Here is a 25,376-nt window from a genome sequence, read left to right as displayed (position 1 = left end):
GGTTCGAAGGAGAGGCCGGGGCGGCGCGAAGCCCGCCCCGGCCTGCTCATCACTGGTTGAGGACGACATCCATCTCGGCGAAGAACTGCGTGACGGCCTCATCCACCGTCACCGTGCCGAAGTTGAGCTCGGTGCCGAGCTGGCGGAACTTCTCCTCGAGGGTCCCGTAGCCGACGATCGGTGCCGGCGGTGCGTCACCGAGGCGATCGGCGATCGACTCCTCGTAGTCCTTGATCTGCTGGCTGATCGGGTCGAGCTCGGCTGCATCGAGCGCGGTCTCGGACGCCGGGAGGCCGCGGTTGGTGCCGAAGATCTCACCGGACTCCGGCGAGTTCACGAGGAAGTTCACCAGCGTGGCCGCAGCCTCGGGGTGCTCCGTGTTGGCCGCGATCGTGTGCAGCATCGAGGGCTTCAGGTAGAGATCCTTCGCATCCTCTTCCGTGACCGGAGGAGCGATGAGGTTCAGCTCCGTGTACCCCTCGCCCAGGCCGGCCAGGTAGCCGGAGCCGAAGTTGTCCCAGGTCAGCTCGCTCGCGGTCAGCGCGCTGTCGAAGCCGCCCTTCGGGAGGACCTCCTCGACACGCTGCTGCGGAACCCCGATGCCGTCGCGAATCGGCTGGCCTTCTTCCCAGAAAGCGGTGAGGCGGTCCTCGTCGAATCCGGCTTCGCCATCCTCGGTGAACAGCTCTCCGCCTTCGGCGCGCAACTGCAGCTCGAAGTTCTGGATACGGCCGGTGTAGTCGCCGCCGCCCCAGAACGCGCCGCCCGAGGCGTCGGTGACCTCGCTCATCCAGTCGGTGTAGTCCTCCCACGAGCCGCCCGCGAAGTTCTCGACGCCGGCGGTCTCGAGCAGGACGGGGTTCGTGAACAGGCCCCACGCGTTGGTCGAGGTCGCAATGCCGTAGGTCGTGTCGTTGACGACGCCGATGTCGAGGATGTTCTGCGGCAGCGGGTCGGTTTCGATGATGTCGCCGAGGTAGGGCTCGAGGTCGAGCAGCAGTCCGTTCTGCGAGTACTGGCGCAGGTAGGAGTAGTCGAACTGCATGACGTCGGGCAGGTTCTTGCCGGCTGCCTCGGTCTGACGCTTCTCCCAGAACTCGGGGAATGCCAGGAAGGACACGTTCACCGTGATGTTCGGGTATTCCTCGTTGAACGCCTCGATCGCCTCGTTGTACAGCTCGGCTCGCACGTCGTTGCCCCAGAACGCCAGGTCGAGGGTGACCTTCTCGTCGGGGTCGTAGGTCGCTCCTGCCTCCGGCTCGCTGCTGCTCGAGCATCCGGCCAGGATGATGGCCGCGCTGGCGGCGAACGCGCCGACCGCGAGCACACGCTTCTTGTTGAACATCTTTGTCCTCTCTGTGAACGCCTCTGTTCGAACCACGGAACCTCAGCGTCGCGGGTGGATGGTGCAGGCGCCTCTCGGTGCGGGAAAGCGCTTACCGAAAACCTAGCTGAGATAAAAACGTTTCGCAAGACTCGATCGTATAACGGTGTCCAACGTTGTAGAACAGGATCGGCCGTGACGGATCACGGACGTGATGACGAATCACGGACGAATCCGGCCGATCGATTCGTGGAACGTCACAGGGGCCGTGAATCGTCCGATCTGCGCGTGGTCACGCCGTCGAGGCTCGGGCGCGCAGCTCGAACGGCGTCACGAATTCGCGGGCATCGTCCGGTGCAGCCCCGCGGATCCGCTCCAGCAGGAAGGTCACGGCTGTGCGGGCGGTGACCTCGTGCGCGGGGGAGACCGAGCTCAACCGCGGCGTCACGAACTCGCTCTCGGGCAGGTCGTCGAATCCGATCACGCGCACATCCTCCGGGACGCGGATGCCGGCATCCGCGAAGCCCCGCAGCGCACCGATGGCCACGCCGTCCGTCGGGCAGAACACCCCGTCGACCTGGATGCCCGAAGCCACGACGTGCCGCGCGGCGCGATAACCCTCCGCCATGGTGAAATCCGTGACGTCGAAGAAGAGCTGTGGATCGGGTGCGATCCCGGCATCCCGAAGCGCCTGCTGGTAGCCCTCCAGTCTCAGGTCGCGCACCGAGTCGGACAGCGTGAAGCGCACGTCGAAGATCGCCACGTTCCTCGAGCCCTGCGCGACCAGGTGCGCCGTCGCCGCGTAGGACCCGTCGATGTTCGGCATGGCGATGTGATCGAGTGGGCCGTCGAAGATCCCCTCTCCGAGCAGCACGACCGGGTAATCGACGCGCAGCAGGCCCTTGTCCTCGGGGCCGAGCCCGACGGTCGAGAGCAGCAGTCCGTCGTGCATCCGGTTCTGGGAGAGCGTCATGGCCTCGAGCTCGCGTTCGCGCACGGCATCCGTGTGCTCGATCTCGACGCGGTAGCCCGCCTCGCCGGCGATCGTGGCGACGAGTGCGGCCAGGCGGGCGAAGTAGTGGTCGCCGATATTGGGGACGGCCAGGCCGATCGTGCCCGTGCGCCCGGTGCGGAGGTTTCGAGCGGCGGCGTTGACCCGGTAATCGAGCTCCTCGACGGCAGCCAGGACCTTCTGCCTGGTCGACTCGCGCACGTGCGGATGGGCATTGAGGACGTTCGAGACGGTCATCGGAGAGACGCCTGCGGCCTTCGCCACATCCTGGATCGTCGTCATCCGCCCATCCTTTCGCGCCTCTTGCCCGCACACGAATTGTATCGCTACAATTCCGGACGGGACCACCGACGATCCCGCCACCGACCACTCCTCGGAGAGACATCATGCCCAGCACCCGTGTCGTCATCGACCTCGACCTCCCCGGCGCGACGATCAGTCGCCACCTCTACGGCCACTTCGCCGAGCACCTCGGCCGGTGCATCTACGGCGGCTTCTACGTCGGCGAGGACTCGGACATCCCGAACGAGGGCGGAATCCGCCTCGACGTGGTCGAGGCGCTGCGCGAGCTGAACATCCCGAACCTGCGCTGGCCGGGTGGATGCTTCGCCGACGACTATCACTGGCGCGACGGCATCGGTCCGCGTGACCAGCGCCCCCGCATGGTCAACTCGCACTGGGGCGACGTCGTCGAGGACAACTCGTTCGGCACGCACGAGTTCATGCAGCTGTGCGAGATGCTCGGCGCCGACGCGTACGTGAACGGCAACGTGGGTTCGGGCACCGTGCGCGAGATGAGCGAGTGGATCGAGTACCTCACGCGTGCAGACGACTCGCCGATGGCGTCGCTGCGGCGCGAGAACGGCCGCGACGAGCCGTGGAAGGTGCCCTTCTTCGGCATCGGCAACGAGGCGTGGGGCTGCGGCGGCAACATGCGCGCCGAGGCGTACGCCGACCTCGCCCGCCAATACGCGACCTACGTGCGCAACCACGGCGACAACACGGTGTACCGCATCGCGGCCGGCGCGAACTCCGACGACTACGCCTGGACCGACGAACTCATGAAGGCGCTCGGATGCCTCGGCTGCGACGGTCAGGGATCCTCTCCGTACCAGGCGCTGTCGCTGCACTACTACACGATGAGCGGATCGTGGGAGGCCAAGGGCTCGGCGACCGAGTTCGACGAGGACGAGTGGTACCTCACACTGTCGCGCGCCTACCGCATCGAGGAGCTGCTCGCCCGGCACAGCACGGTCATGGACCGCCATGACCCGCGCAAGCGCGTCGGTCTCGTGCTCGACGAGTGGGGCACCTGGTGGGATGTCGAGCCGGGCACCAACCCCGGATTCCTGTACCAGCAGAACACCCTGCGCGACGCCCTGGTCGCCAGCGTGCACTTCGACGCGTTCCACCGCCATGCCGATCGCCTGGTGATGGCGAACATCGCCCAGACCGTGAACGTGCTGCAGGCCATGCTGCTCACAGACCCTGACACCGGGGCTCTCGTGAAGACGCCGACGTTCCACGTGTTCGCGATGAACACGCCGCACCACGACGCGCAGGCCCTCGCCGCACACGTCGTCGACGGCGAAACGCGCACCGAGGACGGCCGCGAGCTCCCGCTGCTGTCCGCCTCGGCATCCACCAAGGACGGCGCAGCCCTCGTGTCGCTGTCGAACCTCGATGCCGGCCAGGCACGCACGATCGTGCTCGACCTGCGCGGCGCGGAGATCGCCGGCTTCAGCGCGCAGGTGCTGACGGCCGCGTCGACGGCCGACCACAACACGCCGCAGAACCCGGATGCCGTGGCCCCGGCATCCCACGACGGCATCCGCCGCCACGAGCGAGGACTCGAGGTCGACCTGCCGGCGCACTCCTACCTGACCGTGTCGCTGGAGCTTGCATGACGGACGCGTATCTCTTCGTCTACTTCACCGGTGAGACCGGTCCGGACGACGAGGCCATCCGCTTCGCCGTCACGGCAGGGGACGACCCGTTGTCCGGCTGGGTCGAGCTCGGCGACGGCCAGCCGCTGCTCCGATCGGTCATGGGCGAGCGCGGCCTTCGCGACCCGCACCTGGTCCGTCATCCGCACGAGGACCGCTGGTTCCTGATCGCGACGGATCTGCGCATCCAGGGCCGCCCTGATGGCTTCGCGGCCGCGCAGCAGACCGGATCGCGCGACATCATGGTGTGGGAATCGCCGGACCTCGTGACGTGGTCCGAGCAGCGTCGGCTCACGATCGCGCCGCCGGAGGCGGGCAACGCGTGGGCGCCAGAGGCGGTGTGGGATGCCGAGCGCGAGGAGTTCTTCCTCTTCTGGGCATCCGCGCTGTATCCGCCGGAGATCGCACCCGTCGACCGACGGATCGAGGATTCGTACCAGCGGATGTTCTCGGCGACGACCAGCGATTTCGTGACCGTCAGCGAGCCGCAGGTGTGGATCGACGAGCCCCGAGGTCCCGGGCGCGGATTCATCGACGCGACGGTCGTCCGTGCCGGCGGCACGTATTACCGGTTCACCAAGGACGAGGCGACCATGCTTCCCGTGCTCGATCGCAGCAGCGATCTGCACGCGGTGGAATGGGAGCGCATCGCCGAACGGATCGGACACGGGCAGCCCAACCCCTGGGGCGGCGCGTTCACCGAGGGCGAGGGGCCGACGGCCTTCCGCTCAGAGCGCGACGGATGCTGGTACCTCTTCATCGATCAGCCCAGCTACCACGGCGGCGCCGGCTATCTCGCGTTCCGCATCACGGATCTGGATGCCGGGGTTCTCGAATCCGTGCCGGCGTCGCTGCCGCGCAGCCCGCGCCACGGCACGGTCGTTCCGGTCACGGCGGCGGATCGCGACCGTCTCCTCGCCGCCTTCGCCAAGGAGGAGCCGGCGCATGTCTGACGGCTACCTGCTCGTCCACTTCGTCGAGGATCACGAGGGGCACAGCGAGAAGATCTACTTCTCGCTCAGCGATCGCGACGACCCGCTGACCTGGTCGCGGGCGAACGGCGGCGAGGCCGTGCTGGAGTCCGCGTTCGGCACGACCGGCGTGCGCGACCCTTATCTCGTGCGCAGCGAGGACGAGGCGTTCATCATCGCCACCGACCTGCGGGTCTGGACCGGCGCCGAGCACGACTGGGACGGCTGGACACGCCACGGCAGCCGCTCGCTGGTGATCTGGCGCTCGACCGATCTCGTGACCTGGTCGGAGCCCTGGCTGGTCGAGGTCGCGCCGCCGACCGCCGGGATGGCCTGGGCTCCGGAGGCGATGTACGACGCGGCGACGGGTGAGTACCTCGTGTACTGGTCGAGCACGCTGTACGACGAGTCGGATGCCGAGCATGCCGGCGACTCGTATCCCCGCATCATGGCGGCGCGGACGCGGGACTTCCGGTCGTTCGGCGAGCCGTTCGTGCTGGCGGACTTCGGGCCGGGGCACGGCGTGATCGATCTCACGATGGTCGAGCACGAGGGACGGACGCATCGATTCCTGAAGGCGACGGACGAGCGCTTGCTGTTCCACGAGGTGGGGTCATCGCCCGCTGCGTCGGACTTCACGATGATCGCCTCGCGCATCGCCGATGACCTGTACGAGCACGTCGAGGCGCCGCTGATCTTCTTCGACGCGAAGGCCGGATGCTGGTACCTCTGGGTCGATCAGTACTCGGACTGGCCACAGGGCTACATCGCGCTGCGGACCACGGACCTCGCCTCGGGAGACTGGCGCGCCGTGCCGCGGGCGGAGTTCACGCTGCCCGCGAACACGAAGCACGGTGTGGTCGTGCCGCTGCGCTCCGGCGAGTGGGATCGGCTGGCTGCCGCGTTCGGCCCCTTCGTTCGTTGAGCGAGGCCGGCGGAGCCGCCCGAGTCGAAACGGGGTGATCGCTGTTCGGCGTGCACCGCGTTTCGTCTCGCCTCGCTCGCTCAACGAGCGAGGGCGGTCGAGGCGCGGATGACGAGCTCGGGCTGGTAGACGACGTTCGTGAGATCGGGGGCATCCGCCCCGTTGATGCGGGCGATGAGGATCTCGGCCGCGGTGCGTCCCATTTCGCGCGCCGGCTGGCGCACCGAGGTCAGCGGCACTTCTGCGATCGCCGCGAACTCGATGTCGTCGTATCCCACGACCGCGACATCCTCCGGCACGCGGACGTCGCGGGCGATGAGCCCGTGCAGCAGGCCCATTGCGAGGTGGTCGTTCGACGTGACGATGCCGTCCGGGCGGTCCGCCGGGCGACGGTCGGCGATCTCGTCACCGAACGCGAGGCCGCGCTGAGTGGTGGCCGTGCTCGTCCAGATCGGCTCGAGTGTCGTCCCCGGATGCGCGGCAACCGCGAGGCGCGCGCCCTCGAGCCGTTCACGGACCTGGCGCACCTCCTCGCGCGCGCCGACGAACGCGAGCCGCCGCCGCCCGGTGGCGATCAGATGCTCGGCCGCGAGTCGACCGCCGGCGACGTCGTCGAGCGACACCGACGGCATCGTCCCCGCGTCGTCGACCGCGTCGACGAGCACGACGGGTACGCCGCGTTTGCGCAATCGCTCCTGCCAGGCATCCACGGGACCGAACGGGCTCACGAGCGCGCCCTCGACCTGCACGCGCTCGAACAGTTCGAGGTGGTCGAGCTCCTTGGCCGTATCGTCGCTGGCATTGCCGACCAGGATGCGCAGACCAGCCTCGGCCGCGGCATCCTCCGCCCCGGCGACCAGATCGGCGAAGAACGGGTTCGCGATGTTGATGACGGTCATGCCGAGCAGTCCGCTGCGTCCGACTCGGAGCTGCTGCGCCGCCTGCAACGGCACGTAGCCCAGCTGTTCGCTGGCCTCGCGGACCCGCTCGACGAGCTCGTCGCTCACGCGCCCTGGCCGGTTCAGCGCGTTCGAGACGGTGCTGATCGAGACCCCGGCGAGCTCGGCGACATCCCGGATGCCCACCCGCTTCAACATCGTCCTCCTTCAGACGCGTGCCCTTCCGGCAATGGTATGCGCTTTCCTCGGTGCGGCGGCGAAACGGACACGTTCGGTCAAAAAACGTTTCGCAATTTCCTTGCCCCCGCAGTCCGCGGCGTGCAAGACTTCCGGACGAACCGTCGGAATGCGCTTTCCGCACCTTCCTTTGCCACCGCTGTCAACAGGAGAGAACTGTGCCCAACGAGCCTGTCCGCGCCGCCCATCGTGCCGCGCAACCCGCCGACTCAGCCCCAGCTCGGCACCGGCTCCGCGCCGGTGCGGCGATCGCCGCGACCATCGTCGTGGCCTCCCTCATCACGGCGCCACCCGCGACGGCCGCGCTCGCACCGGCAGACGACGGCTCCTGGCGCTTCGACTTCGGCACGGCGACGAGCTCCGTCGCCGAGGGGTACCAGCAGGTGCTGACGACGTCGCTCCACACGACCGAGGCAGGGTGGGGGATCACGCTCCCCGCCGACGCGACCCTGTTCGACCGCGACCGCAGCACCGACGGTTCGCCGGCGGGTGCCATGGAGGATGACTTCGTCGCCGGCACGAACTGGGGCTTCGCCCTGGATGGCGTCCCCGAGGGCGAGTACGAGGTCACCGTCACAATCGGCGATGGGCTCAGCTCGGCATCCGGAACCAACGCGACCGTGACGCTCGAGGATGTCGTCCAGACCCGGTTCCTCTCCGACCGCGGCACGAATGCCACCGCGACCTACATCGCCACCGTCACCGACGGCCAGCTGACCGTCGGCTTCGCCGGGTCCGGACTCGGCGCCTACGTGAACGGCCTCGTCGTCGCACCGGTCATCCCCGATGCCCCCGCCGACCTCGCTGCCACAAAGATGGCCTGGAACGGCGTGGATCTCACGTGGGCAGCCTCCGAGGGCGCAGCGCTCTACCGCGTGCTGCGTGCCGACGTCGACGGCGACACGACCGGCGAGTTCGCGCAGGTCGGCGAGACGGCCGAGACTGCATACCGCGACGAGACGATCGGACAGGGCGCCGAGTACGCCTACGCGATCGTCGCCGTCAGCGCCTACGATCGCGTCTCGGCACCGTCCACCGAGGTGCGCTCCGGCGTCATTCCCGAACTCGTCGCCCCCGAGGCCCCGGTCGACCTCGCGGTCGCTCAGGTGACCGGGGAATCGGTCGTCCTGACCTGGTCGGCCGTCCCGAACGGCGACGTGTACATCCTCGAGCGTGCCGGTGCCGACGGCACGTGGTCCGAGCTCGCCGTACTCGAGGCCCCCGGTCACACCGACACCGTCGACACCACGAAGGCGTGGTCGTACCGAGTGACCGCGCGCAACGAGGCCGGGTCGTCACCGGCATCCGAAGCCGTAGTCTCGTCGGTGTACGCGGCCCCGGCGCCGCTGCCCACGGGCGACGTCGTCACGTTCGACTTCGGCGACGGCCGGGTCGCCGACGGCGCGCTCGGAGTCACCTCCGCGACCGCTTACGACGCCGAGTGGGGCTACGGGTTCTCGACCGCACCGACCACCGAGACCCCGGATGTCGACCGCGGCGGAGACGACCCGATCCGCAGCGATTTCGTCGCAGCGACGGGCGCGACCTTCGAGATCGATCTCGGCGCTGGCGACTACTCGGTGCAGGTCGTCGCCGGCGACGCCGATGCCGCGTCCACGACGACGATCACGGCCGAGAGCATCGCCAAGGTGCAGGCCAACCCGCAGGCCGCAGGCGCCTTCCTGGAGATGGCCTTTCCGATCGCCCTCGTCGACGGCCGGCTGACTCTGCAGATCGGAGGGGATGCCGCGTCGCTCAACGCGCTCACCATCACCCGCCTGCCCGCTCGCGTCGCGGGAGCCATCGGCACCGCGTACATCACGGGCGATTCGACCGTGCAGACCTACGACCCCATCGCGTATGCGCCGCAGGCCGGCTGGGGGCAGATGATCGACCGCTTCTTCGCCGACGACATCGCGTTCGCCAACCATGCGATCGGTGGCCGTTCGTCCAAGAACTTCATCACGCAGGGCCGGCTGGACGAAGTTCTGCGCAGCATCCGCCCCGGTGATTACCTGATGGTCCAGTTCGGGCACAACGACGCCACTCAGGGCGTCGACGACCGCTATGCGAGCCCGGCGGATTACAAGGAGTACCTCCGCGTCTACGTCGAGGGCGCGCGCCAGCGCGGCGCGACGCCGATCCTCGTGACACCGGTCTCCCGACGTTCGTTCAACGCCGAGACAGGCGAGTTCACCGTGAGCTTCCCCGAGTACGTCGCGAAGATGACCGAGCTCGCCCAGGAGGAGAACGTGCTGCTCGTCGATCTCTCGGCATCCAGCAGGGCGTACCTGAACGAGATCGGACCGGATGCCGCCAAGGCCGTCTTCCTGCACGTCGACCCCGGCGTATTCCCGAACCGCCCGGCCGGCACGGTCGACGACACGCACTTCCAGGAGTACGGCGCGATCCAGATGGCGCGCCTGATCGCGCAGGACGTCGCTCAGCTCGACGACCCGTTGGCCGCGAAGGTCGCCGACATCGAGCCGCCGGCCGCCGTTCCCGCCGCTCCCCAGAACGTCGTCGCCGGAGCCATCAGCAACGGCGGAGCGACGCTGCAGTGGGATGCTTCGGCGACCGCCGACATCTACAAGATCCACCGCCAGGCGGTCGCCGACCCCGAGGGCACGTGGGCTCTCGTGGGCATGGTGACGCAGACGTCATCGATCGTGCAGGGACTCGCCGAGGGCACCGCGTACCGCTACCGCGTCGTCGCCGTGAACGGCCGCGGCGAGTCCGAGCCGAGCGCCGAGGTGACCTTCACGACCAAACAGGCGCTGTACAAGTACGATTTCCAGCTCGCCGGCAATCCGCTGATGGCCGGGTACACCGAGATCACTCCCGATCTCGCGTACACCGAGGAGCGCGGCTACGGCTTCGTCACGGCTCCGGGCGCGACCGCCGGCCGCGACCGCGGTGCCGCCGAGGGCTCGAACGACCTCGTCCGCGACTTCATCCTCCCCGGCGACAGCGCGACCTTCGCGCTCGATGTGCCCAACGGCACGTACTCGGTGAAGACCTATTCCGGCGACTGGATCGGCTCGACACGCACCAGCTTCCGGATCGAGGGTCGGGATGCCGGCAGCGGCAATGCCGGGCGCGGCAGCGTGAATGCGACGCTGCGCGGCCCGTTCCTCGTGACCGACGGCCAGCTGAACGTCGAGGCCTACGGTGCGGCCGCCGGCACCCGCCTGAACGGCCTGGAGATCACTCCGATCCTCCTCGGACCGACCGGGCTCGAGGTCGCCGACGTCATCGCCGACCCCACCGCGCCGGCGATCTCGCTGGCCTGGGATGCCGAAGACGGCCTCACGTGGAATGTCTTCCGCACCTCGCCCTTCGACGCCAAGCCGGTCGGGCTCGGCACGACCGATGAGCCCGCATACGTCGACACCACGGCGCGGGTCGGACTGGACTACGAGTACTACGTCACCGCCGTGGATCAGACCGGCCTCGAGTCGGTGCCGTCGGCGAGCGTCACGGCATCCCTCGTCGACGCGGAGGTCGCGGTGCCGTCGGCTCCGACCGACCTCGCGGTCGAGACGATCGCCAAGAGCTCGGTCGAGTTCTCCTGGGCGCAGCCGCTGGGTGCGCTGTACTACCTCGTCTTCCGCTCGGAAGCGGAGGGCGAGCAGGGCGAGCTGATCGGCATTGCCGACACGAACCGCTACACCGACACCGACGTGCTCACGACGATCCCGTACTTCTACACGACGGTCGCCGTGAACGCCGGCGGCGCGGGTGCCGCCTCCGAGCAGCTCACGACCGAGGCCGTCACGGTGCTCCAGCGCCAGGCCGAGTACCTGGACCGGGCGCCCGCCGCGGTCGCCACGGATACAGGGACGCTCGTCACCTGGCGGATGCTCGGCACCGACCCGGACGACGTGGCATTCCACGTCTACCGCGACGGGAAGCGCATCACCGACGAACCCGTCGCCGACTCGACGAACTATGTCGATGAGGCAGGCACCGCGGCATCCGTCTACTTCGTGACGAAGGTGCTCGCCGGGGTCGAGACCACCGAGACCGACGAGTTCGGCGTGCAGGACGGCGCGTTCCGCTCTGTACCGCTGGACAAGCCGGCCGACGCCTACACGAAGGACGGGCAGCCCTACACGTACAACGCCAACGACACGAGCGTCGGCGACGTGGACGGCGACGGACAGTACGAGCTGATCGTGAAATGGGATCCGTCCAACGCGAAGGACAACTCGCAGGCCGGGTACACCGGAAACGTCTACCTCGATGCGTACGAACTGGACGGAACGCGCCTGTGGCGCATCGACCTCGGCGTGAACATCCGCGCCGGGGCGCACTACACGCAGTTCCAGGTGTTCGACTACGACGGCAACGGCCGCGCCGAGGTCGTCATGAAGACCGGCGACGGCACGATCGACGGCGTGGGCCAGCCCATCGGCACCGCCGGAGCCGACCACCGCAACAGCTCGGGGTACGTGCTGACGGGCCCCGAGTACCTCACGGTGTTCGACGGCGCCACGGGGGCGGCGATCGATACGGTCGACTACACGCCGCTGCGCGGCGACGTCGGAGCCTGGGGCGACACCTACGGCAACCGCGTCGACCGATTCCTCGCCGGCACAGCGTACCTGGACGGCGAGCACCCCAGCGCGATCTTCAGCCGCGGTTACTACACGCGTGCGGTGATGGCCGCGTACGACTTCGACGGGACGAACCTGACGCAGCGCTGGGTCATCGACTCGAACGACGTCGGCAGCGAGGGCCTGTACGGGCAGGGCAATCACAACCTGTCGGTGGCGGACGTCGACGGCGACGCGAAGGACGAGATCGTCTTCGGGTCGGCGACGATCGACGACGACGGGTCGCTGCTGTACTCGACCGGTCGCGGGCACGGCGACGCGATCCATGTGTCTGACCTGGTGCCGTCGAACCCGGGCCTCGAAGTCTTCGCGGCCCATGAGGAGATGCATGCGGCGCAGAACCAGGGCGCCACGATGCGCGATGCCCGCACCGGCGATGTGCTCTGGTCGATTCCGGCGACGAAGGACACCGGGCGCGCGGCATCCGGCGACATCGACCCGCGCTTCGAAGGCGCCGAAGGCTGGGCCATCGGCGGGGATGCCTCGTGGAACTCGCCGGTCGGGCAGCTGATGTCCGCCGGCGGCGAGCTGATCGGGGAGCAGATCCCGGCGGCGAACTTCCTGGCCTGGTTCGACGGCGACCCGCTGCGCGAGATCGTCGACCACAGCTTCGATCAGGAGGCGTACCGCGGGTACCCGACGGTGTCGAAGTGGAACTGGGAGACGGGGGAGTCCGAGGTGATCCTCGCTGATGAGGGGGCGCGCTCCAACAACGGCACGAAGGGCAACCCCAACATCCAGGCCGATCTCTTCGGCGACTGGCGTGAGGAGATCGCGTGGCGATCGGCGGACTCGAGCGAGTTGCGGATCTACTCGACCACGGATGAGACCGACCTGCGCCTGCGGACCCTCATGCATGACCCGGTCTACCGGCTCTCGGTCGCGTGGCAGAACACCGGTTACAACCAGCCGACGCAGACGAGCTTCTTCCTCGGCGAGGGGATGGAGCAGCCGGCGGCGCCCCAGCTCCGTGTGACAGGAGACCCCTCGGGGGCGTCCGACGCGACGGCTCCGGTGATCGACGGCCTGCCGGAGGAAGGCTCGCTTCTCGCCAGCACGTCGACGTTCACGGTCGGCGTCACGGCCTCGGATGCCGAGTCCGGCGTCCGCAACCTCGACATCGCTTTCGACGGACGCCCTGTCGCCCCCGGCGAGGAGATCGCGCTGGCGGACCTGGTCGGCCCGCACACGCTCAGCGTGAACGCGGTCAACCACGACGGCCTCGTCACGACGGCTTCGGTGCAATTGCTCGTGTTCGATGACGAAGGGGCGACGAAGGCCCCGGCGCGCGGTGTGCTGTCGAGCGATTCCGGCCACGGGGACGGGCTGCACGGCGGCGAGTACACCGTGTCGATGAATCTCTGGAGTGGCGTCAACGGCGCGGTGTTCCGGCTGTACGAGAACGGCGAACCGGTGTCGACGAAGCTGCTCGACGCGAACTCTCCGGATGCTCAGGTGGCGACCTTCGACGTCGTGGGCAAGGAGAACGGCACGTACGTCTACACCGGCGAACTGATCAACGCCGCAGGCACGACGGCCACGACGTCGGTCACGGTGAAGGTGAAGGACGCCGCCCCCGCCGTACCCGTGCTTTCGCACGACAACTGGGACCGCAACGGCGACTACACGGTCACCGCGAACCTCTGGTGGGGCACCAACGCGACGACGTACACGCTGTTCGAGAACGGCGTGCCGATCGACGAGCAGGCGCTCGCCGCGGCATCCCCGAACGCGCAGCAGGCGGCCACGGCAGTGACAGGGCGGGCTCCGGGGAAGTACGTCTACGTCGCCGAGTTCTCCAACGCCGCCGGGGCGACGAACTCCAGGGAGATCACCGTGACGGTCCGGTAGGCGCCCGGCGGGCGGGCGGGCAATCCGATCGACGAACGTCTCCGAATACTCCTGTAGATGCGGCACCGGGCCGCACAGGAACAAGGAGGTCAATCATGAGCTCTTCCCCGAACCGCCTCGTCGCCACGGTGTTCGGCGCGGTGTACATCCTCGTCGGACTGCTCGGCTTCGCCGTCACGGGAGGCGTGGGCTTTCTCGCCACAGAGGGCGGGATGCTCCTGGGCATCTTCATGGTCAACCCGCTGCACAACGTCGCGCACCTGCTGATCGGCGCAGCGCTGCTGATCGCCGGTCTGGTGTCGGCCCGTGCGGCCAAGACTGTGAACATCGTCGTCGGCGCGGCCTACCTGCTGCTCGGCATCGTCGGGTTCTTCCTCGTCGGCACGGCGCTGAACATCCTGGCGCTGAACACGTTCGACCACTTCCTGCACCTCGCGAGCGCGATCGTCCTCCTGGGCATCGGGATCGCGGCGGACCGCGCGGTCGACCGGGTGACACTCGGTCGCACGGCCTGACCAGGGCGAGACATGAACAGTTCGACGATGACCGCTTCGCCGGTGCCGGCTGTGCGCCGGCCACGGGCAGAGCGATCGGCGGCGGCGGCATGGCCGTCGATCGCGGCATGGAGCGGTGGCCTCATCCTGCTCGCGCTCGGTGCGGGTGCGCTGACCGCCGGGGAGGGCGGACCGGCGATCCGCGCGATGGGGATCGCTCTCGCCGCAGCGGGAGCGGCGGCGATCGGATGGGGAGTCGCGACGCTGATCCTCGGACGCACCGTCGTCCCACGGATCGGCGTCGCCGGAGCCATGGCGAGCGCCGGCATCGTGGTGACGGCGTTTGCGCTCGACCCGGTGCGGATGGGCATCCTCGCGGTCGCGCCGGCGGTCGCGATGCTCCTCGTGGCCGGCATCGGCTGCGCGCTCGAACTGCGCGCGCGGCGATCGCGGCTGCACCGGCCCGGCGGTGCTGGGCGTGCACGCCTGGCGGAGATCATCATCGGCGCCGTTCTCGCAGCGGCCGTGGTGACGCCGGCGCTGTCGGCCGTAGAGGCGGGGTACCTCGCCCCTGCCGGAGGAGACGTGGTCGTCCCCGACATCGGCCACCACCACTGAGTCGACGGCCACGCAGCCCCGTCTTCGCCCACGCGAACGGCGGGGCTTCGTGGTGCTTGCGTTCGGACCTGGAGGCATGGCACACTAACGGAAAGCGTTTACCCCAGCATCCCGAAGCGGATGCCGACCTCACGAACGGAAAGCAATGTCACAGGCGACGACCCGCGAGATCGGGATCATCATGAACGGCGTCTCCGGACGCATGGGCTACCGGCAGCACCTGGTGCGCTCGATACTCGCGATCCGCGATCAGGGTGGCATCGAGCTGTCCGACGGCACCCGCGTCACCGTGAAGCCGATCCTCGTCGGACGCAGCGAGCAGAAGCTCGCAGAGCTGGCGGCCAAGCACGGCATCGAGGACTACACGACGGATCTCGACGCGGCCCTGGCCGACCCGAAGTGGGAGATCTACGCCGACTTCCTCGTCACGAAGGCGCGCGCGACCGCGATCCGCAAGGCGATCGCCGCCGGCAAGGCCATCTACACCGAGAAGCCCACCGCGGAGTCCCTGGAAGAGGCGCTCGAGCTCGCGCGCCTCGCGCAGGAGGCCGGCGTCAAGACCGGCGTCGTGCACGACAAGCTCTATCTCCCGGGGCTGCAGAAGCTCAAGCGCCTCATCGACTCGGGCTTCTTCGGTCGCATCCTGTCGGTGCGCGGCGAGTTCGGCTACTGGGTCTTCGAGGGCGACTGGCAGCCGGCGCAGCGCCCGAGCTGGAACTACCGCACCGAAGACGGCGGCGGCATCATCACAGACATGTTCCCGCACTGGAACTACGTGCTGGAGAACCTCTTCGGCGAGGTCAAGAGCGTGTACGCGCAGGCCGCCGTGCACATCGCGGACCGCTGGGACGAGAAGGGCGAGCACTACACCGCCACCGCCGAGGATGCCGCCTACGGCATCTTCGAGCTCGAGGGCGGCATCGTCGCCGAGATCAACTCGTCCTGGACCGTCCGCGTGAACCGCGACGAGCTGGTCGAGTTCCAGGTGGACGGCACGCACGGCTCGGCCGTGGTCGGCCTGTTCGGCGCGAAGATCCAGCCGCGCAACGCGACGCCCAAGCCGGTGTGGAACCCCGACCTCGAGGACAGCCACGACTACGACGCCGACTGGCAGAACGTTCCGACGAACGACGTGTTCCTCAACGGCTTCCGTCAGCAGTGGGAGGAGTACCTGGAGTCGTACGTCCTCGGCACCGAGTACGAGTACGACCTCCTCGCCGGCGCCCGCGGCGTGCAGTTCGCCGAGGCGGGCCTCGCGTCCAGCGCCGAGGGTCGCAAGATCGCCATCGAGCCCCTGTCGCTCTGATGTCGACGCTTCGCCTCCTCTCGGCATCCGGGGAGTTCTCGGATGCCCAGCTGAACGACTCCGGCGCCTACACGCGCCCGACGTCGCCGCTGCAGAGCCGCGTCGCCTACGCGGCCGCGCACGTCGTACCGGTGGTCTGGGGGGACAACACCCCTGGCCAGCCGGCCGACATCGACTGGGATTCGACGCTCGCGTTCCGACGCAACGTGTACTCGTGGGGCCTCGGCGTCGCGGACGCCATGGACACGGCCCAGCGCAACATGGGACTGGATGCCGCGGCCACCCGCGAACTCATCTCGCGCAGCGCCCAGGTCGCGCGTGAAGAGGGCGGCTCCGTCGTGGTCGGCGTCAACACCGACCACATCCTCGAGTCGCACATCTCGCTCGATCAGGTGATCGACGCCTACAAGGAGCAGCTGCACTTCACGGAGGAGCAGGGCGCGGGGCCCGTGCTGATGGCGTCGCGTCATCTCGCGCGGGTCGCGTCGTCGGCCGACGACTACCGCCGGGTGTACCGCGCGGTGCTGCAGTCGGCGACGGTTCCCGTGGTGCTGCACTGGCTCGGCACGGCGTTCGACCCGGAGCTCGCGGGTTATTTCGGGGCTGACGACTGGCAGACGGCATCGTCGGTGCTGCTGGACATCATCGCCGAGAACCCGGGCAAGGTCGCGGGCGTCAAGATGAGCCTGCTGAACGCCGAATCGGAGATCTCGGTGCGCTCGCGCTTGCCCGAGGGCGTGCGCATGTTCACCGGCGACGACTTCAACTACGTGGGTCTCATCGGGGACTCGGGCGTCGGCGCGCGTCCGTACTCCGACGCCCTGCTGGGAGCCTTCGCCGCGATCACTCCGGTCGCGTCGGCGGCGATCCAGGCTCTGGATGCCGGAGACACCGCGGCCTACGAGCGCATCCTCGGCCCGACCGAGGAGCTCAGCCGCCAGGTGTTCGCCGCTCCCACGTTCTACTACAAGACGGGCGTCGCGTTCCTCGCCTGGCTCAACGGCCACCAGCCGGCGTTCCAGATGGTCGGCGGCCTGCACTCGGCGCGGAGCCTTCCGCACCTGTCGTGGATCGTCGAGCTGGCGAACGCCTCGCTCGCCCTGGAGCAGCCGGAGCTCGCGCGCGAGCGCTGGCACGGGATGCTGCGTCTGAACGGAGTCGAGCTGTGAGCCATCCGAAGCTGTCGATCAACCAGGCCACGATCAAGTACGCCAACCTGGCCGATGCGCTCAGCGCGACGGTGGAGGGCGGCGTCCAGGCGATCGGCCTCTGGCGTGAGCCGGTGAACGAGGTCGGCCTCTCCACCGCCGCCGAGATGCTCACCGATTCGGGGTTGCGTTTCACGACGCACTGCCGCGGTGGGTTCTTCACCCTGCCGGACGGGCCCGCCCGCGCGCAGGCGCTGGACGAGAACCGCCGCGCGATCGAGGAGACCGCGACACTCGCCGCAGCCGGGGCCGAGGGGTCGACCGCGATCCTGGTGCTCGTGGCCGGTGGCCTGCCGGAGGGATCACGCGACATCGTCGGCGCCCGTGAGCGGGTGCGCGATGCGATCGGCGAGCTCGTCCCGGATGCCGCGGCCGCCGGCGTGACCCTTGCGATCGAGCCGCTGCATCCGATGTACGCGACCGACCGGTGCGTGGTCTCCACGCTCGGGCAGGCGCTCGACATCGCAGCGGACTTCGACTCTGCGGTGGTGGGCGCGACCGTGGACACGTTCCACATCTTCTGGGACCCGCAGGTGCTCGACCAGATCGCTCGCGCGGGCCGTGAGGGCCGCATCGCGACGTATCAGGTGTGCGACTGGAAGACCCCGCTGGCCGCCGACGTCCTGCTGAGCCGGCACTACATGGGAGACGGCGTGATCGACTTCGGCTCGCTCACGCGCGCCGTGGTGGATGCCGGCTACACCGGCGACATCGAGGTCGAGATCTTCAATGAAGATGTGTGGGCCACTGACCCGGTCGAGGTCGTCCGGCGCACGGCCGCCGCCTTCGACGCCGCGGTTGCCCCGCACCTGTGATGCTGGTGTCATGACCATCCGCATCGGACTGTGCTCGGTGACCTTCCGCGGGCTGAACGCCGCGCACGTCGTGTCGCTCGCCTCGCAGGCCCGTCTGGAATCGATCGAGTGGGGCGGTGACGTGCACGTGCCGCCCGGCGACGCCGCAACGGCCCGTCATGTCGCCGCGCTGACAGCGGATGCCGGACTCGCCGTCGCCTCGTACGGGTCGTACTTCCGTGCGGGCGATGGCGAGGACATCACTCCGATCCTCGACAGCGCGTCCGAACTCGGCGCGGGCCGGATACGCGTGTGGGCGGGGTCGGTGGATGCCGCTGATGCGACCGACGCCGAGCACGCGGGCACGGTCGACCGACTGCGCGAGGCAGCGGCCGCGGCATCCGAGCGCGGGATGCAGCTCGCCCTCGAGTTCCACGGCGGCACGCTCGCGAACGCGCCCAAGACCACCCTCCGGGTGCTGGACGAGGTCGACCACCCGGCGCTGCGCACGTACTGGCAGCCCACGGTCGGCGCGGCCGACGACGTCGCTGTCGACGAGTACCGGGCGATCGCCGACCGGGTCAGCGCCGTGCACGTGTTCTCGTGGTGGCCGCGTGCGGAGCGACTGCCGCTGGCCGATCGCGACGGTCTGTGGCGGGAGTTCTTCACCGCGGCATCCGCGACGCCTGTGCCACCGCAGGATGCCCTGCTGGAATTCGTCCCGGATGACGACCCCGCTGTGCTCGCGCGCGAGGCCGCGGTGCTGAGGACGTACCGTGACGGCGTCTGAGCCATCACCGACAGTAGGCTCTGGATCATGACCCCAGTTCAGGACCCGCAGGCCTCGCGCCCTGGGCGCGGCGCCACCCCCACGCTGCACGATGTCGCGAGGGAGGCCGGTGTCTCGCTGGCCACGGCATCCCGAGCACTCAACGGCTCGGTCCGCAACGTCAAGGGCGAGAACCGCGAGCGTGTGCAGCAGGCGGCCGCGAAGCTCGGCTACACGACGAACATCCTCGCGCAGGCGACGGTCCGCGGGACGTCATCGGTGATCGCGCTGCTGGTCGCCGACATCGCCGACCCGTACTTCGGTCTCATCGCTTCGGGTGTCGCCCGCGGGGCGGACGAGCAGGGCCTCATCGTCACGATCGCGGTGACCGAGCGCGACTCCGCGCGCGAGCTGCGCCTCGTGCGGGCGCTGCGAGGGCAGCGGCCTCAGGGCCTGATCCTGGCGGCATCGCGAGGCGCGGAGGACACCGCGATGCACGACGAGGTCGAGGCCTTCTCGCGGCTCGGCGGCCGCGTCGTCTCGTTCGGCGGCAGCATCGCGGATGAGCGGATCGTCGAGATCGACAACGTCGCCGGAGCCCGGATGCTGGGCGAGGCGATGGCCGCCCGCGGATACCGCTCTGCCGTGGTGCTGGCCGCCGCGGAGGGCATCCGCACCTCCGACGACCGCATCGCGGGATTCCAGGCCGGTTTCACCGCCGGTGGTGGGACCGCCGAGCGGGTGTACCGCTCCGGCTTCGCGCGCGAGTCGGGTGCCACGGCGATGGCCGCGGCGCTGGCCGACGGGATCGAGCCAGGAACGCTGGTGTTCGGCATGAGCGACGTCGTCGCAATCGGCGCGATGGCGGCGATCCGGGATGCCGGGCGCGAGATCGGCTCCGACATCGCCATCTGCGGGTTCGACGACGTGCCGGTGAGTCTCGACGTGACGCCGCCGCTCACCACCGTGCACGTGCCGCTGACCGAGGTCGGGTATCAGGCGTTCCGTGCGACGGTGGATGAGGACTGGACGCAGACGCTGCTCGACCTCGAGGTGATCGTGCGGGAGAGCACGCCGTGAGCGGCGTCGGCGGTCATCCCCGCCGCATCGTCATCGCCCCGGACAGCTTCAAGGGGTCGATCTCCGCTGCGGATGCCGCGGCATCCCTCGCGCAGGGGTGGGCAGAGGTCGAGCACGGGGCCGAGTTCCTGCTGCGCCCGATGGCGGACGGCGGCGAGGGCACGGTCGCGGCGTTCGAGGCCGCGGTCGACGGCGCGAAGAGGCATTCGGTCATCGTCGACGGCCCGGCCGGTGAGCCGATCACGAGCTCCTGGCTGTGGTTGCCCCCGACTCCGGGGACGCCGAGCGGCACTGCCGTCGTCGACCTCGCGTCCACGTCCGGCATCGAGCTTCTCGACGAGCTGCGCCCGTGGGACGCCGACACCACGGGCTTCGGACAGGCGATCGCCGCCGCTCTGGATGCCGGGGTGTCGCGCCTCGTGCTCGGCATCGGTTCCAGCGCGTCGACCGACGGCGGAATCGGACTCCTCACCGCGCTCGGCGCACGGTTCCTCGACCGCGACGGCCAGCAGGTCGCGCCGGGCGCCGCCGGGCTGCTCGACGTGGTCTCGGTCGATCGGGTCGGTCTCTGGCCGGCGCCGGACGTGCGCGTGCTGACGGATGTCACGAACCCGCTCGCCGGTGAGCGCGGTGCTGCTGCCGTGTTCGGTCCGCAGAAGGGCCTGACCGATCCCGACGACATCAGGACGGTGGATGCGGCGCTGGCGCGCCTCGCACAGCTGCTGCACCTGGACCCCGAGCACCCGGGGACGGGGGCCGCCGGTGGTGCGGGCGCGGCGCTGGTCGCGTGGGGTGCCACCCTGACGCCCGGTGCGGATGCCGTCGCGGAGCTGATCGACCTGGCCGGTGCGATCGCCGACGCGGACGCCGTCATCACCGGAGAGGGCTCGTTCGACGGTCAGTCCGGAGACGGCAAGGTCCCCTCGTTCGTCGCGGACCTCGCAGCGGATGCCGGCGTGCCCGCTCTGCTGGCCGCCGGCCGCATCACATCGGATGCCGAGACGAGCGCCTTCGCGGCATCCGCGAGCCTGACGGAACTGGCCGGCTCCGGCGAGGCGGCGCAGGCGGATGCCGCCGAGTGGTTGCGTGCGGCGGGCGCCGCGCTCGCTCGTGCTCACCTCGGTCGCTGAGCGCCCGAGCCGCGGCGTCAGCCCCCGAGTGCCTCACTGACGACGGCGCGCGCCTCCTCCTGCACCTGGGCGAGGTGATCCGCGCCGAGCAGGCTCTCGGCATACAGCTTGTAGACGTCTTCGGTCCCTGAGGGGCGCGCGGCGAACCACGCGTGCTCGGTCTGCACCTTCAGCCCGCCGATCGCGGCGCCGTTGCCGGGCGCGTGCGACAGCTTCGTGGTGATGGGCTCTCCTGCGAGAGAGCCGGCGGCCACGGCATCCGGAGCAAGCTTCCCCAGCGCGGTCTTCTGCGCCGGCGTCGCCGGGGCATCGACGCGCTGGTAGGCCGAGGCGCCGAACGCCTCCTCCAGCTCGCGGTAGCGCTCGGACGGGCTCTTGCCGGTCACGGCGATGATCTCGGCCGCGAGCAGGCAGAGCAGGATGCCGTCCTTGTCCGTGGACCAGACAGAACCGTCCCTGCGGAGGAACGAGGCACCGGCCGACTCCTCGCCACCGAATGCGACGGAGCCGTCGAGCAGACCGGGGACGAACCACTTGAACCCGACGGGGACCTCGAGCAGGCGGCGGCCGAGCGATTCGGCGACGCGGTCGATGATCATCGACGACACGAGGGTCTTGCCGATCGCGGCATCCCGAGGCCACTCGGAGCGGTGCGAGAACAGGTAGTCGATCGCGACGGCGAGGTAGTGGTTCGGGTTCATGAGCCCGGCATCCGGAGTCACGATGCCGTGGCGGTCGGCATCCGCGTCGTTGCCGGTGAGCACGTCGAAGTCGGCCTTGCGGGCGACCAGCGAGGCCATGGCGGAGGGGGAGGACGGATCCATCCGGATCTTCTCGTCCCAGTCCAGCGTCATGAAGCGCCAGGTCGGGTCGACCTCGGGGTTCACGATCGTGAGGTCGAGGCCGTAGACCTCTTTGATGAGCGTCCAGTAGTCCACCGACGCGCCGCCGAGCGGGTCGGCCCCGATGCGGACGCCTGCGCTCTTGATCGCGTCGATGTCGATGATCGAGGCGAGGTCGCGCACGTACGCTTCGCGGAAGTCGTAGTTGGGCAGTGCGTCCCAGTCGATGTCGGAGAAGCGCTCGAACTTCACGCCTTCCAGGCCTGCTTCGAGCAGGGCGTTGGCGCGGTCGGCGATCCAGCCGGTGGCATCCGTGTCGGCGGGGCCGCCGTGCGGAGGGTTGTACTTGAAGCCTCCGTCGCGGGGCGGGTTGTGCGATGGCGTGACGACGATGCCGTCGGCGCGGCCGGGGGCGTCCGCGGCGAGCCCCTTGTTGTGCGTGAGGATCGCGTGGCTGAGCGCGGGGGTCGGCACCCACGAGTCGCGCGCATCGACGCGGAGGTCGATGCCGTTCGCGACGAGCACCTCGATGGCGCTGCGCTCGGCGGGCAGCGACAGGGCGTGCGTGTCGCGGCCCAGGAACAGGGGACCGGTGATCCCCTGGGCTGCGCGGTAGTCGACGATCGCCTGGGTGGTGGCCAGGATGTGGTTCTCGTTGAAGCTGCCGGCCAGCGCGGATCCGCGATGACCGCTCGTGCCGAACGCGACCCGCTGCGCCGGATCCGCCGGATCCGGGTGGCGGTCGTAGTACGCGGCGATCAGTTCGTCGACATCGATGAGGTCACTTTCCTCCGCGGGGAGGCCGGCACGGCTCGTCATGTGAACAGTCTGCCCCCAAACCGCGCACGCGTGCACCTTCGAGTCGACATCTTCAGGGCTAAGGTGAAACGCGTGACTGAACGGCGCACCTACAGCTATCTCGGCCCTGCCGGCACCTTCACGGAGGCGGCGCTCGATCAGGTGGCGGAGGCCAGAGGGCAGGACTGGCGGGCCGTGCACAACGTCGGCGAAGCGCTCGCCGACGTGCTCGAAGGCCGCAGCTATGCCGCGATGATCGCGATCGAGAACTCGATCGAGGGCGGCGTCTCCACGACGCAGGATGCCCTGGCGACCCTCGCGGGGCTGCGCATCATCGGCGAGTACCTCGTGAGGGTGAACTTCGTGCTCGTCGCCCCGCCCGGGACGAAGCTCGAGGACGTCTCGGTGATCGCGGCTCACCCCGTCGCGTACGCGCAGTGCCACGGCTGGCTGGGCGAGAACCTGCCGAACCATTCGCATGTGCCGGCGGCGAGCAATGTGGCGTCCGCGATCGGCGTGCTCGACGGGACGAGCCCCGCACAGGCCGCCATCGCCGCCCCCGGGATCGTCAGCCACTACGACGTCGAAGTGCTGGCGTCCGAGATCGGCGACAACACGCAGGCGGTCACGCGGTTCGTCCTGGTGACGCGCACGACGCTCCCGCCGTCGCCGACCGGCGCGGACAAGACGTCGCTCATCGTCGAGCTGCCGCACGATCACCCAGGCTCGCTGCTCGAGATGCTCGAGCAGTTCTCGACCCGCGGCATCAACCTGTCGCTCATCGAGTCGCGACCGATCGGGGATGAGCTCGGCCGCTACCGCTTCGTCATCGACGCCGATGGGCACGTGGAAGACGAGCGGATGGCAGACGCCCTGCTCGGCATCCGGCGCTTCAGCCCCCGCGTGGTCTTCCTCGGGTCGTATCCGCGTGCGGACCGGCAGATCGTGCAGTACCCCGACCGCTATTCGGACGACATCTTCGTCGAGGCACGGGACTGGCTGCGGGCACTGCTCTCGGGCGAACCCGAAGCGTAGGCGTCACGCGCCGTCTCCCGGAGTGGCGCAGATGGTCGCGTCATGCCGCCTGAGGCGACGATTCGCGACCCCTGCGCCTGCCCCTCTCCGGTTCAGTGCTCCTGGAACCGCGGCCACGCACTGCCTGGCGGCATGTGCGAGTGCAGCGCCCCCTTGGCGGATTCCAGGCTCGGGTACGTCCCGGTCACGTCATCCGCCCCGGCCATCACGACGACATAGCCCTCGTCCTCGTGCCGGATGCTCCCGCTCACGCCGTTCGTCCCGTAGGCGACCCACAGTGCGCGTGTCTTCGTGGTGCTCATGGCGCTCCCTTCTCCGATGCTCCTGACCGTACGCCTCACCGCGGGGGCGCGCCAGGGGTCGCGAGAAACCCGTCGCCGCGCGAGAAACCAGCGCGGAGGTGGTTTCTCGCCGGCAGCCTCGGAAGCTACTGAGCGGCGGCGACCAGCTCGAGCGTCTGAGCGCGGCCCGCGGCGGCATCCTTCGGCTCGGCCTCGTAGGCTCCGGCGACAGGCGAGAGCATGACCTCGTCGACCCCGTGCTTCGCAGCGAAGGCGGCGACCTCGGCGGCGACGGACTCGCCGGTTCCGACGAACCAGCGTTCGCGCGCGGCCTGGACGATCTGCTCGGTCGCGGGGTCGGATGCCGCGGACAGCGCCTCCTCGACGGTCTCGAGTGCAGTAAGCGGCTTGTTCAGGCGGAGCCTCGACATCATGCGCAGCTGCGGGAGGGCGCGGGCCTCGGCCTCTTCCTGCGTCGGCGAGGCGACGGCGTTCACCGTGAGGAACGTCCGCGGCGTCGGGTGCTGCTCGCTCGGCTGATATCCCGAGCGGTAGAGGTCGAGCGCGCGCTCGAGCCCCTGGCCGGAGAAGTGGTTCGCGAACACGTAGGGCAGGCCCTGCGCCGCGGCGAGCTGCGCGGAGTAGTCGCTGGAGCCCAGCAGCCACACCTCCGGCACACCGGTCGCGGCAGGGGTCGAGCGGACGGTGTACTCACCACCGGAGGTGAACTGCACCTGCGCGCCCTCGCCGGAGAGCAGCAGCGTGATGTCCTGCACGTGTCGGGGGAACTGCTCGACGTCGCTCGTCGTGCCCGAGCCGCGCAGCAACTGCGTGATGACCGGGTCGCTGCCCGGTGCGCGGCCGAGACCGAGATCGATGCGCCCTGGAGCGATGGCTTCGAGAGCGGCGAACTGCTCGGCGACGATCAGCGGCGCGTGGTTGGGCAGCATGACGCCGCCCGAGCCCAGGCGCAGCCTCTTCGTGCGTGCGGCCGCGGCGGCGATCAGTACAGGGGGAGTGGTGGATGCCACGGCCGGCATGTTGTGGTGCTCGGCGAACCAGAACCGGCGGTACCCCAGGCGATCGGCGACCTCAGCCAGGGAGAGTGATGCCGCGATCGCCTCCGTGCTGGTCTGCCCGGTGCGCACCGGGACGAGGTCGAGGACGGAAAGGGCGGGGGCGGCGTGTGCAGACATCCCCGGATGCAACCGGCGCCGGAAGGCCGGTATTCCCGCCG

19 protein-coding genes are annotated in these 25,376 nt (G+C 69.3%); 13 read left to right on the top strand and 6 right to left on the bottom strand.

What is annotated here, in order from left to right; genetic code table 11:
- Positions 1 to 49: 49 nt before the first annotated feature.
- Positions 50 to 1,345 carry an ABC transporter substrate-binding protein gene (locus AC3ANJ_RS16005; protein WP_488317153.1) on the bottom strand — a complete coding sequence of 432 codons (1,296 nt, stop codon included), beginning with the start codon at positions 1,343 to 1,345 and terminating at the stop codon, positions 50 to 52.
- Positions 1,346 to 1,616: 271 nt separating this feature from the next.
- Positions 1,617 to 2,618, bottom strand: coding sequence for a LacI family DNA-binding transcriptional regulator (locus AC3ANJ_RS16000; protein WP_488317152.1), 1,002 nt, complete (start codon positions 2,616 to 2,618; stop codon positions 1,617 to 1,619).
- A gap of 104 nt (positions 2,619 to 2,722) precedes the next feature.
- On the opposite strand from AC3ANJ_RS16000, the gene AC3ANJ_RS15995 reads away from it, so the two are divergent.
- From AC3ANJ_RS15995 to AC3ANJ_RS15985, 3 genes are read left to right on the top strand one after another with little or no spacing between them, the layout of a single operon-like run.
- On the top strand, positions 2,723 to 4,243 hold the full coding sequence (locus AC3ANJ_RS15995; protein ID WP_488317151.1) for an alpha-N-arabinofuranosidase: 1,521 nt from the start codon (positions 2,723 to 2,725) through the stop codon (positions 4,241 to 4,243).
- Positions 4,240 to 5,235 (top strand): glycoside hydrolase family 43 protein, encoded by a 996-nt coding sequence (locus tag AC3ANJ_RS15990; RefSeq protein ID WP_488317150.1) that lies wholly within the window; start codon positions 4,240 to 4,242, stop codon positions 5,233 to 5,235. The genes AC3ANJ_RS15995 and AC3ANJ_RS15990 overlap by 4 nt, the downstream gene beginning before the upstream one ends.
- On the top strand, positions 5,228 to 6,178 hold the full coding sequence (locus tag AC3ANJ_RS15985) for a glycoside hydrolase family 43 protein (RefSeq protein ID WP_488317149.1): 951 nt from the start codon (positions 5,228 to 5,230) through the stop codon (positions 6,176 to 6,178). The genes AC3ANJ_RS15990 and AC3ANJ_RS15985 overlap by 8 nt, the downstream gene beginning before the upstream one ends.
- Positions 6,179 to 6,258: 80 nt before the next feature.
- Here AC3ANJ_RS15985 and AC3ANJ_RS15980 read toward each other — a convergent pair whose 3' ends face one another.
- A complete protein-coding gene (locus AC3ANJ_RS15980) occupies positions 6,259 to 7,275 on the bottom strand; it encodes a LacI family DNA-binding transcriptional regulator (RefSeq protein WP_488317148.1) in 1,017 nt (338 codons plus the stop codon).
- 197 nt (positions 7,276 to 7,472) lie between these two features.
- On the opposite strand from AC3ANJ_RS15980, the gene AC3ANJ_RS15975 reads away from it, so the two are divergent.
- From AC3ANJ_RS15975 to AC3ANJ_RS15935, 9 genes are all read left to right on the top strand, one after another.
- On the top strand, positions 7,473 to 13,784 hold the full coding sequence (locus AC3ANJ_RS15975) for a rhamnogalacturonan lyase family protein (RefSeq protein WP_488317147.1): 6,312 nt from the start codon (positions 7,473 to 7,475) through the stop codon (positions 13,782 to 13,784).
- A 95-nt stretch (positions 13,785 to 13,879) separates the two neighbouring features.
- Positions 13,880 to 14,299 carry a DUF4383 domain-containing protein gene (locus AC3ANJ_RS15970; RefSeq protein ID WP_429458114.1) on the top strand — a complete coding sequence of 140 codons (420 nt, stop codon included), beginning with the start codon at positions 13,880 to 13,882 and terminating at the stop codon, positions 14,297 to 14,299.
- 27 nt (positions 14,300 to 14,326) lie between these two features.
- Complete coding sequence (locus AC3ANJ_RS15965) at positions 14,327 to 14,896, top strand: hypothetical protein (protein WP_488317146.1); 570 nt, start codon at positions 14,327 to 14,329, stop codon at positions 14,894 to 14,896.
- A 145-nt stretch (positions 14,897 to 15,041) separates the two neighbouring features.
- Positions 15,042 to 16,202: a Gfo/Idh/MocA family protein gene (locus AC3ANJ_RS15960; protein ID WP_488317145.1), complete on the top strand. Its 1,161-nt coding sequence runs from the start codon at positions 15,042 to 15,044 to the stop codon at positions 16,200 to 16,202.
- Positions 16,202 to 17,371, top strand: coding sequence for a dihydrodipicolinate synthase family protein (locus AC3ANJ_RS15955; RefSeq protein ID WP_488317144.1), 1,170 nt, complete (start codon positions 16,202 to 16,204; stop codon positions 17,369 to 17,371). The genes AC3ANJ_RS15960 and AC3ANJ_RS15955 overlap by 1 nt, the downstream gene beginning before the upstream one ends.
- Entirely contained in the window at positions 17,368 to 18,225 is an 858-nt protein-coding gene (locus AC3ANJ_RS15950) for a sugar phosphate isomerase/epimerase family protein (protein WP_488317143.1), read from the top strand. The genes AC3ANJ_RS15955 and AC3ANJ_RS15950 overlap by 4 nt, the downstream gene beginning before the upstream one ends.
- A 10-nt stretch (positions 18,226 to 18,235) precedes the next feature.
- Entirely contained in the window at positions 18,236 to 18,994 is a 759-nt protein-coding gene (locus AC3ANJ_RS15945; protein ID WP_488317142.1) for a sugar phosphate isomerase/epimerase family protein, read from the top strand.
- 27 nt (positions 18,995 to 19,021) lie between these two features.
- On the top strand, positions 19,022 to 20,053 hold the full coding sequence (locus AC3ANJ_RS15940) for a LacI family DNA-binding transcriptional regulator (RefSeq protein ID WP_488317141.1): 1,032 nt from the start codon (positions 19,022 to 19,024) through the stop codon (positions 20,051 to 20,053).
- Positions 20,050 to 21,183, top strand: a complete 1,134-nt coding sequence (locus AC3ANJ_RS15935) for a glycerate kinase (protein WP_488317140.1) — start codon at positions 20,050 to 20,052, stop codon at positions 21,181 to 21,183. The genes AC3ANJ_RS15940 and AC3ANJ_RS15935 overlap by 4 nt, the downstream gene beginning before the upstream one ends.
- 17 nt (positions 21,184 to 21,200) lie before the next feature.
- Here the strand turns inward: AC3ANJ_RS15935 and pgm are convergent, their stop codons facing one another.
- Positions 21,201 to 22,844 (bottom strand): phosphoglucomutase (alpha-D-glucose-1,6-bisphosphate-dependent), encoded by a 1,644-nt coding sequence (gene pgm / locus AC3ANJ_RS15930; RefSeq protein WP_488317139.1) that lies wholly within the window; start codon positions 22,842 to 22,844, stop codon positions 21,201 to 21,203.
- Positions 22,845 to 22,907: 63 nt separating this feature from the next.
- Between pgm and pheA the strand changes: the two genes are divergently transcribed.
- Entirely contained in the window at positions 22,908 to 23,858 is a 951-nt protein-coding gene (pheA, locus tag AC3ANJ_RS15925; RefSeq protein ID WP_488317138.1) for a prephenate dehydratase, read from the top strand.
- Between the two features lie 92 nt (positions 23,859 to 23,950).
- Here pheA and AC3ANJ_RS15920 read toward each other — a convergent pair whose 3' ends face one another.
- Both AC3ANJ_RS15920 and AC3ANJ_RS15915 read right to left on the bottom strand, forming a co-directional pair.
- A complete protein-coding gene (locus AC3ANJ_RS15920; protein ID WP_488317137.1) occupies positions 23,951 to 24,160 on the bottom strand; it encodes a methyltransferase in 210 nt (69 codons plus the stop codon).
- Between the two features lie 125 nt (positions 24,161 to 24,285).
- Positions 24,286 to 25,335: an LLM class flavin-dependent oxidoreductase gene (locus AC3ANJ_RS15915; RefSeq protein ID WP_488317136.1), complete on the bottom strand. Its 1,050-nt coding sequence runs from the start codon at positions 25,333 to 25,335 to the stop codon at positions 24,286 to 24,288.
- Positions 25,336 to 25,376 lie beyond the last annotated feature (41 nt).

The sequence above is a fragment of the Microbacterium sp. STRO-1N genome, from assembly GCF_057748015.1.
The sequence above is the reverse complement of the archived record's forward strand: the minus strand, read 5'-3'. Positions and strand labels throughout refer to the sequence as shown.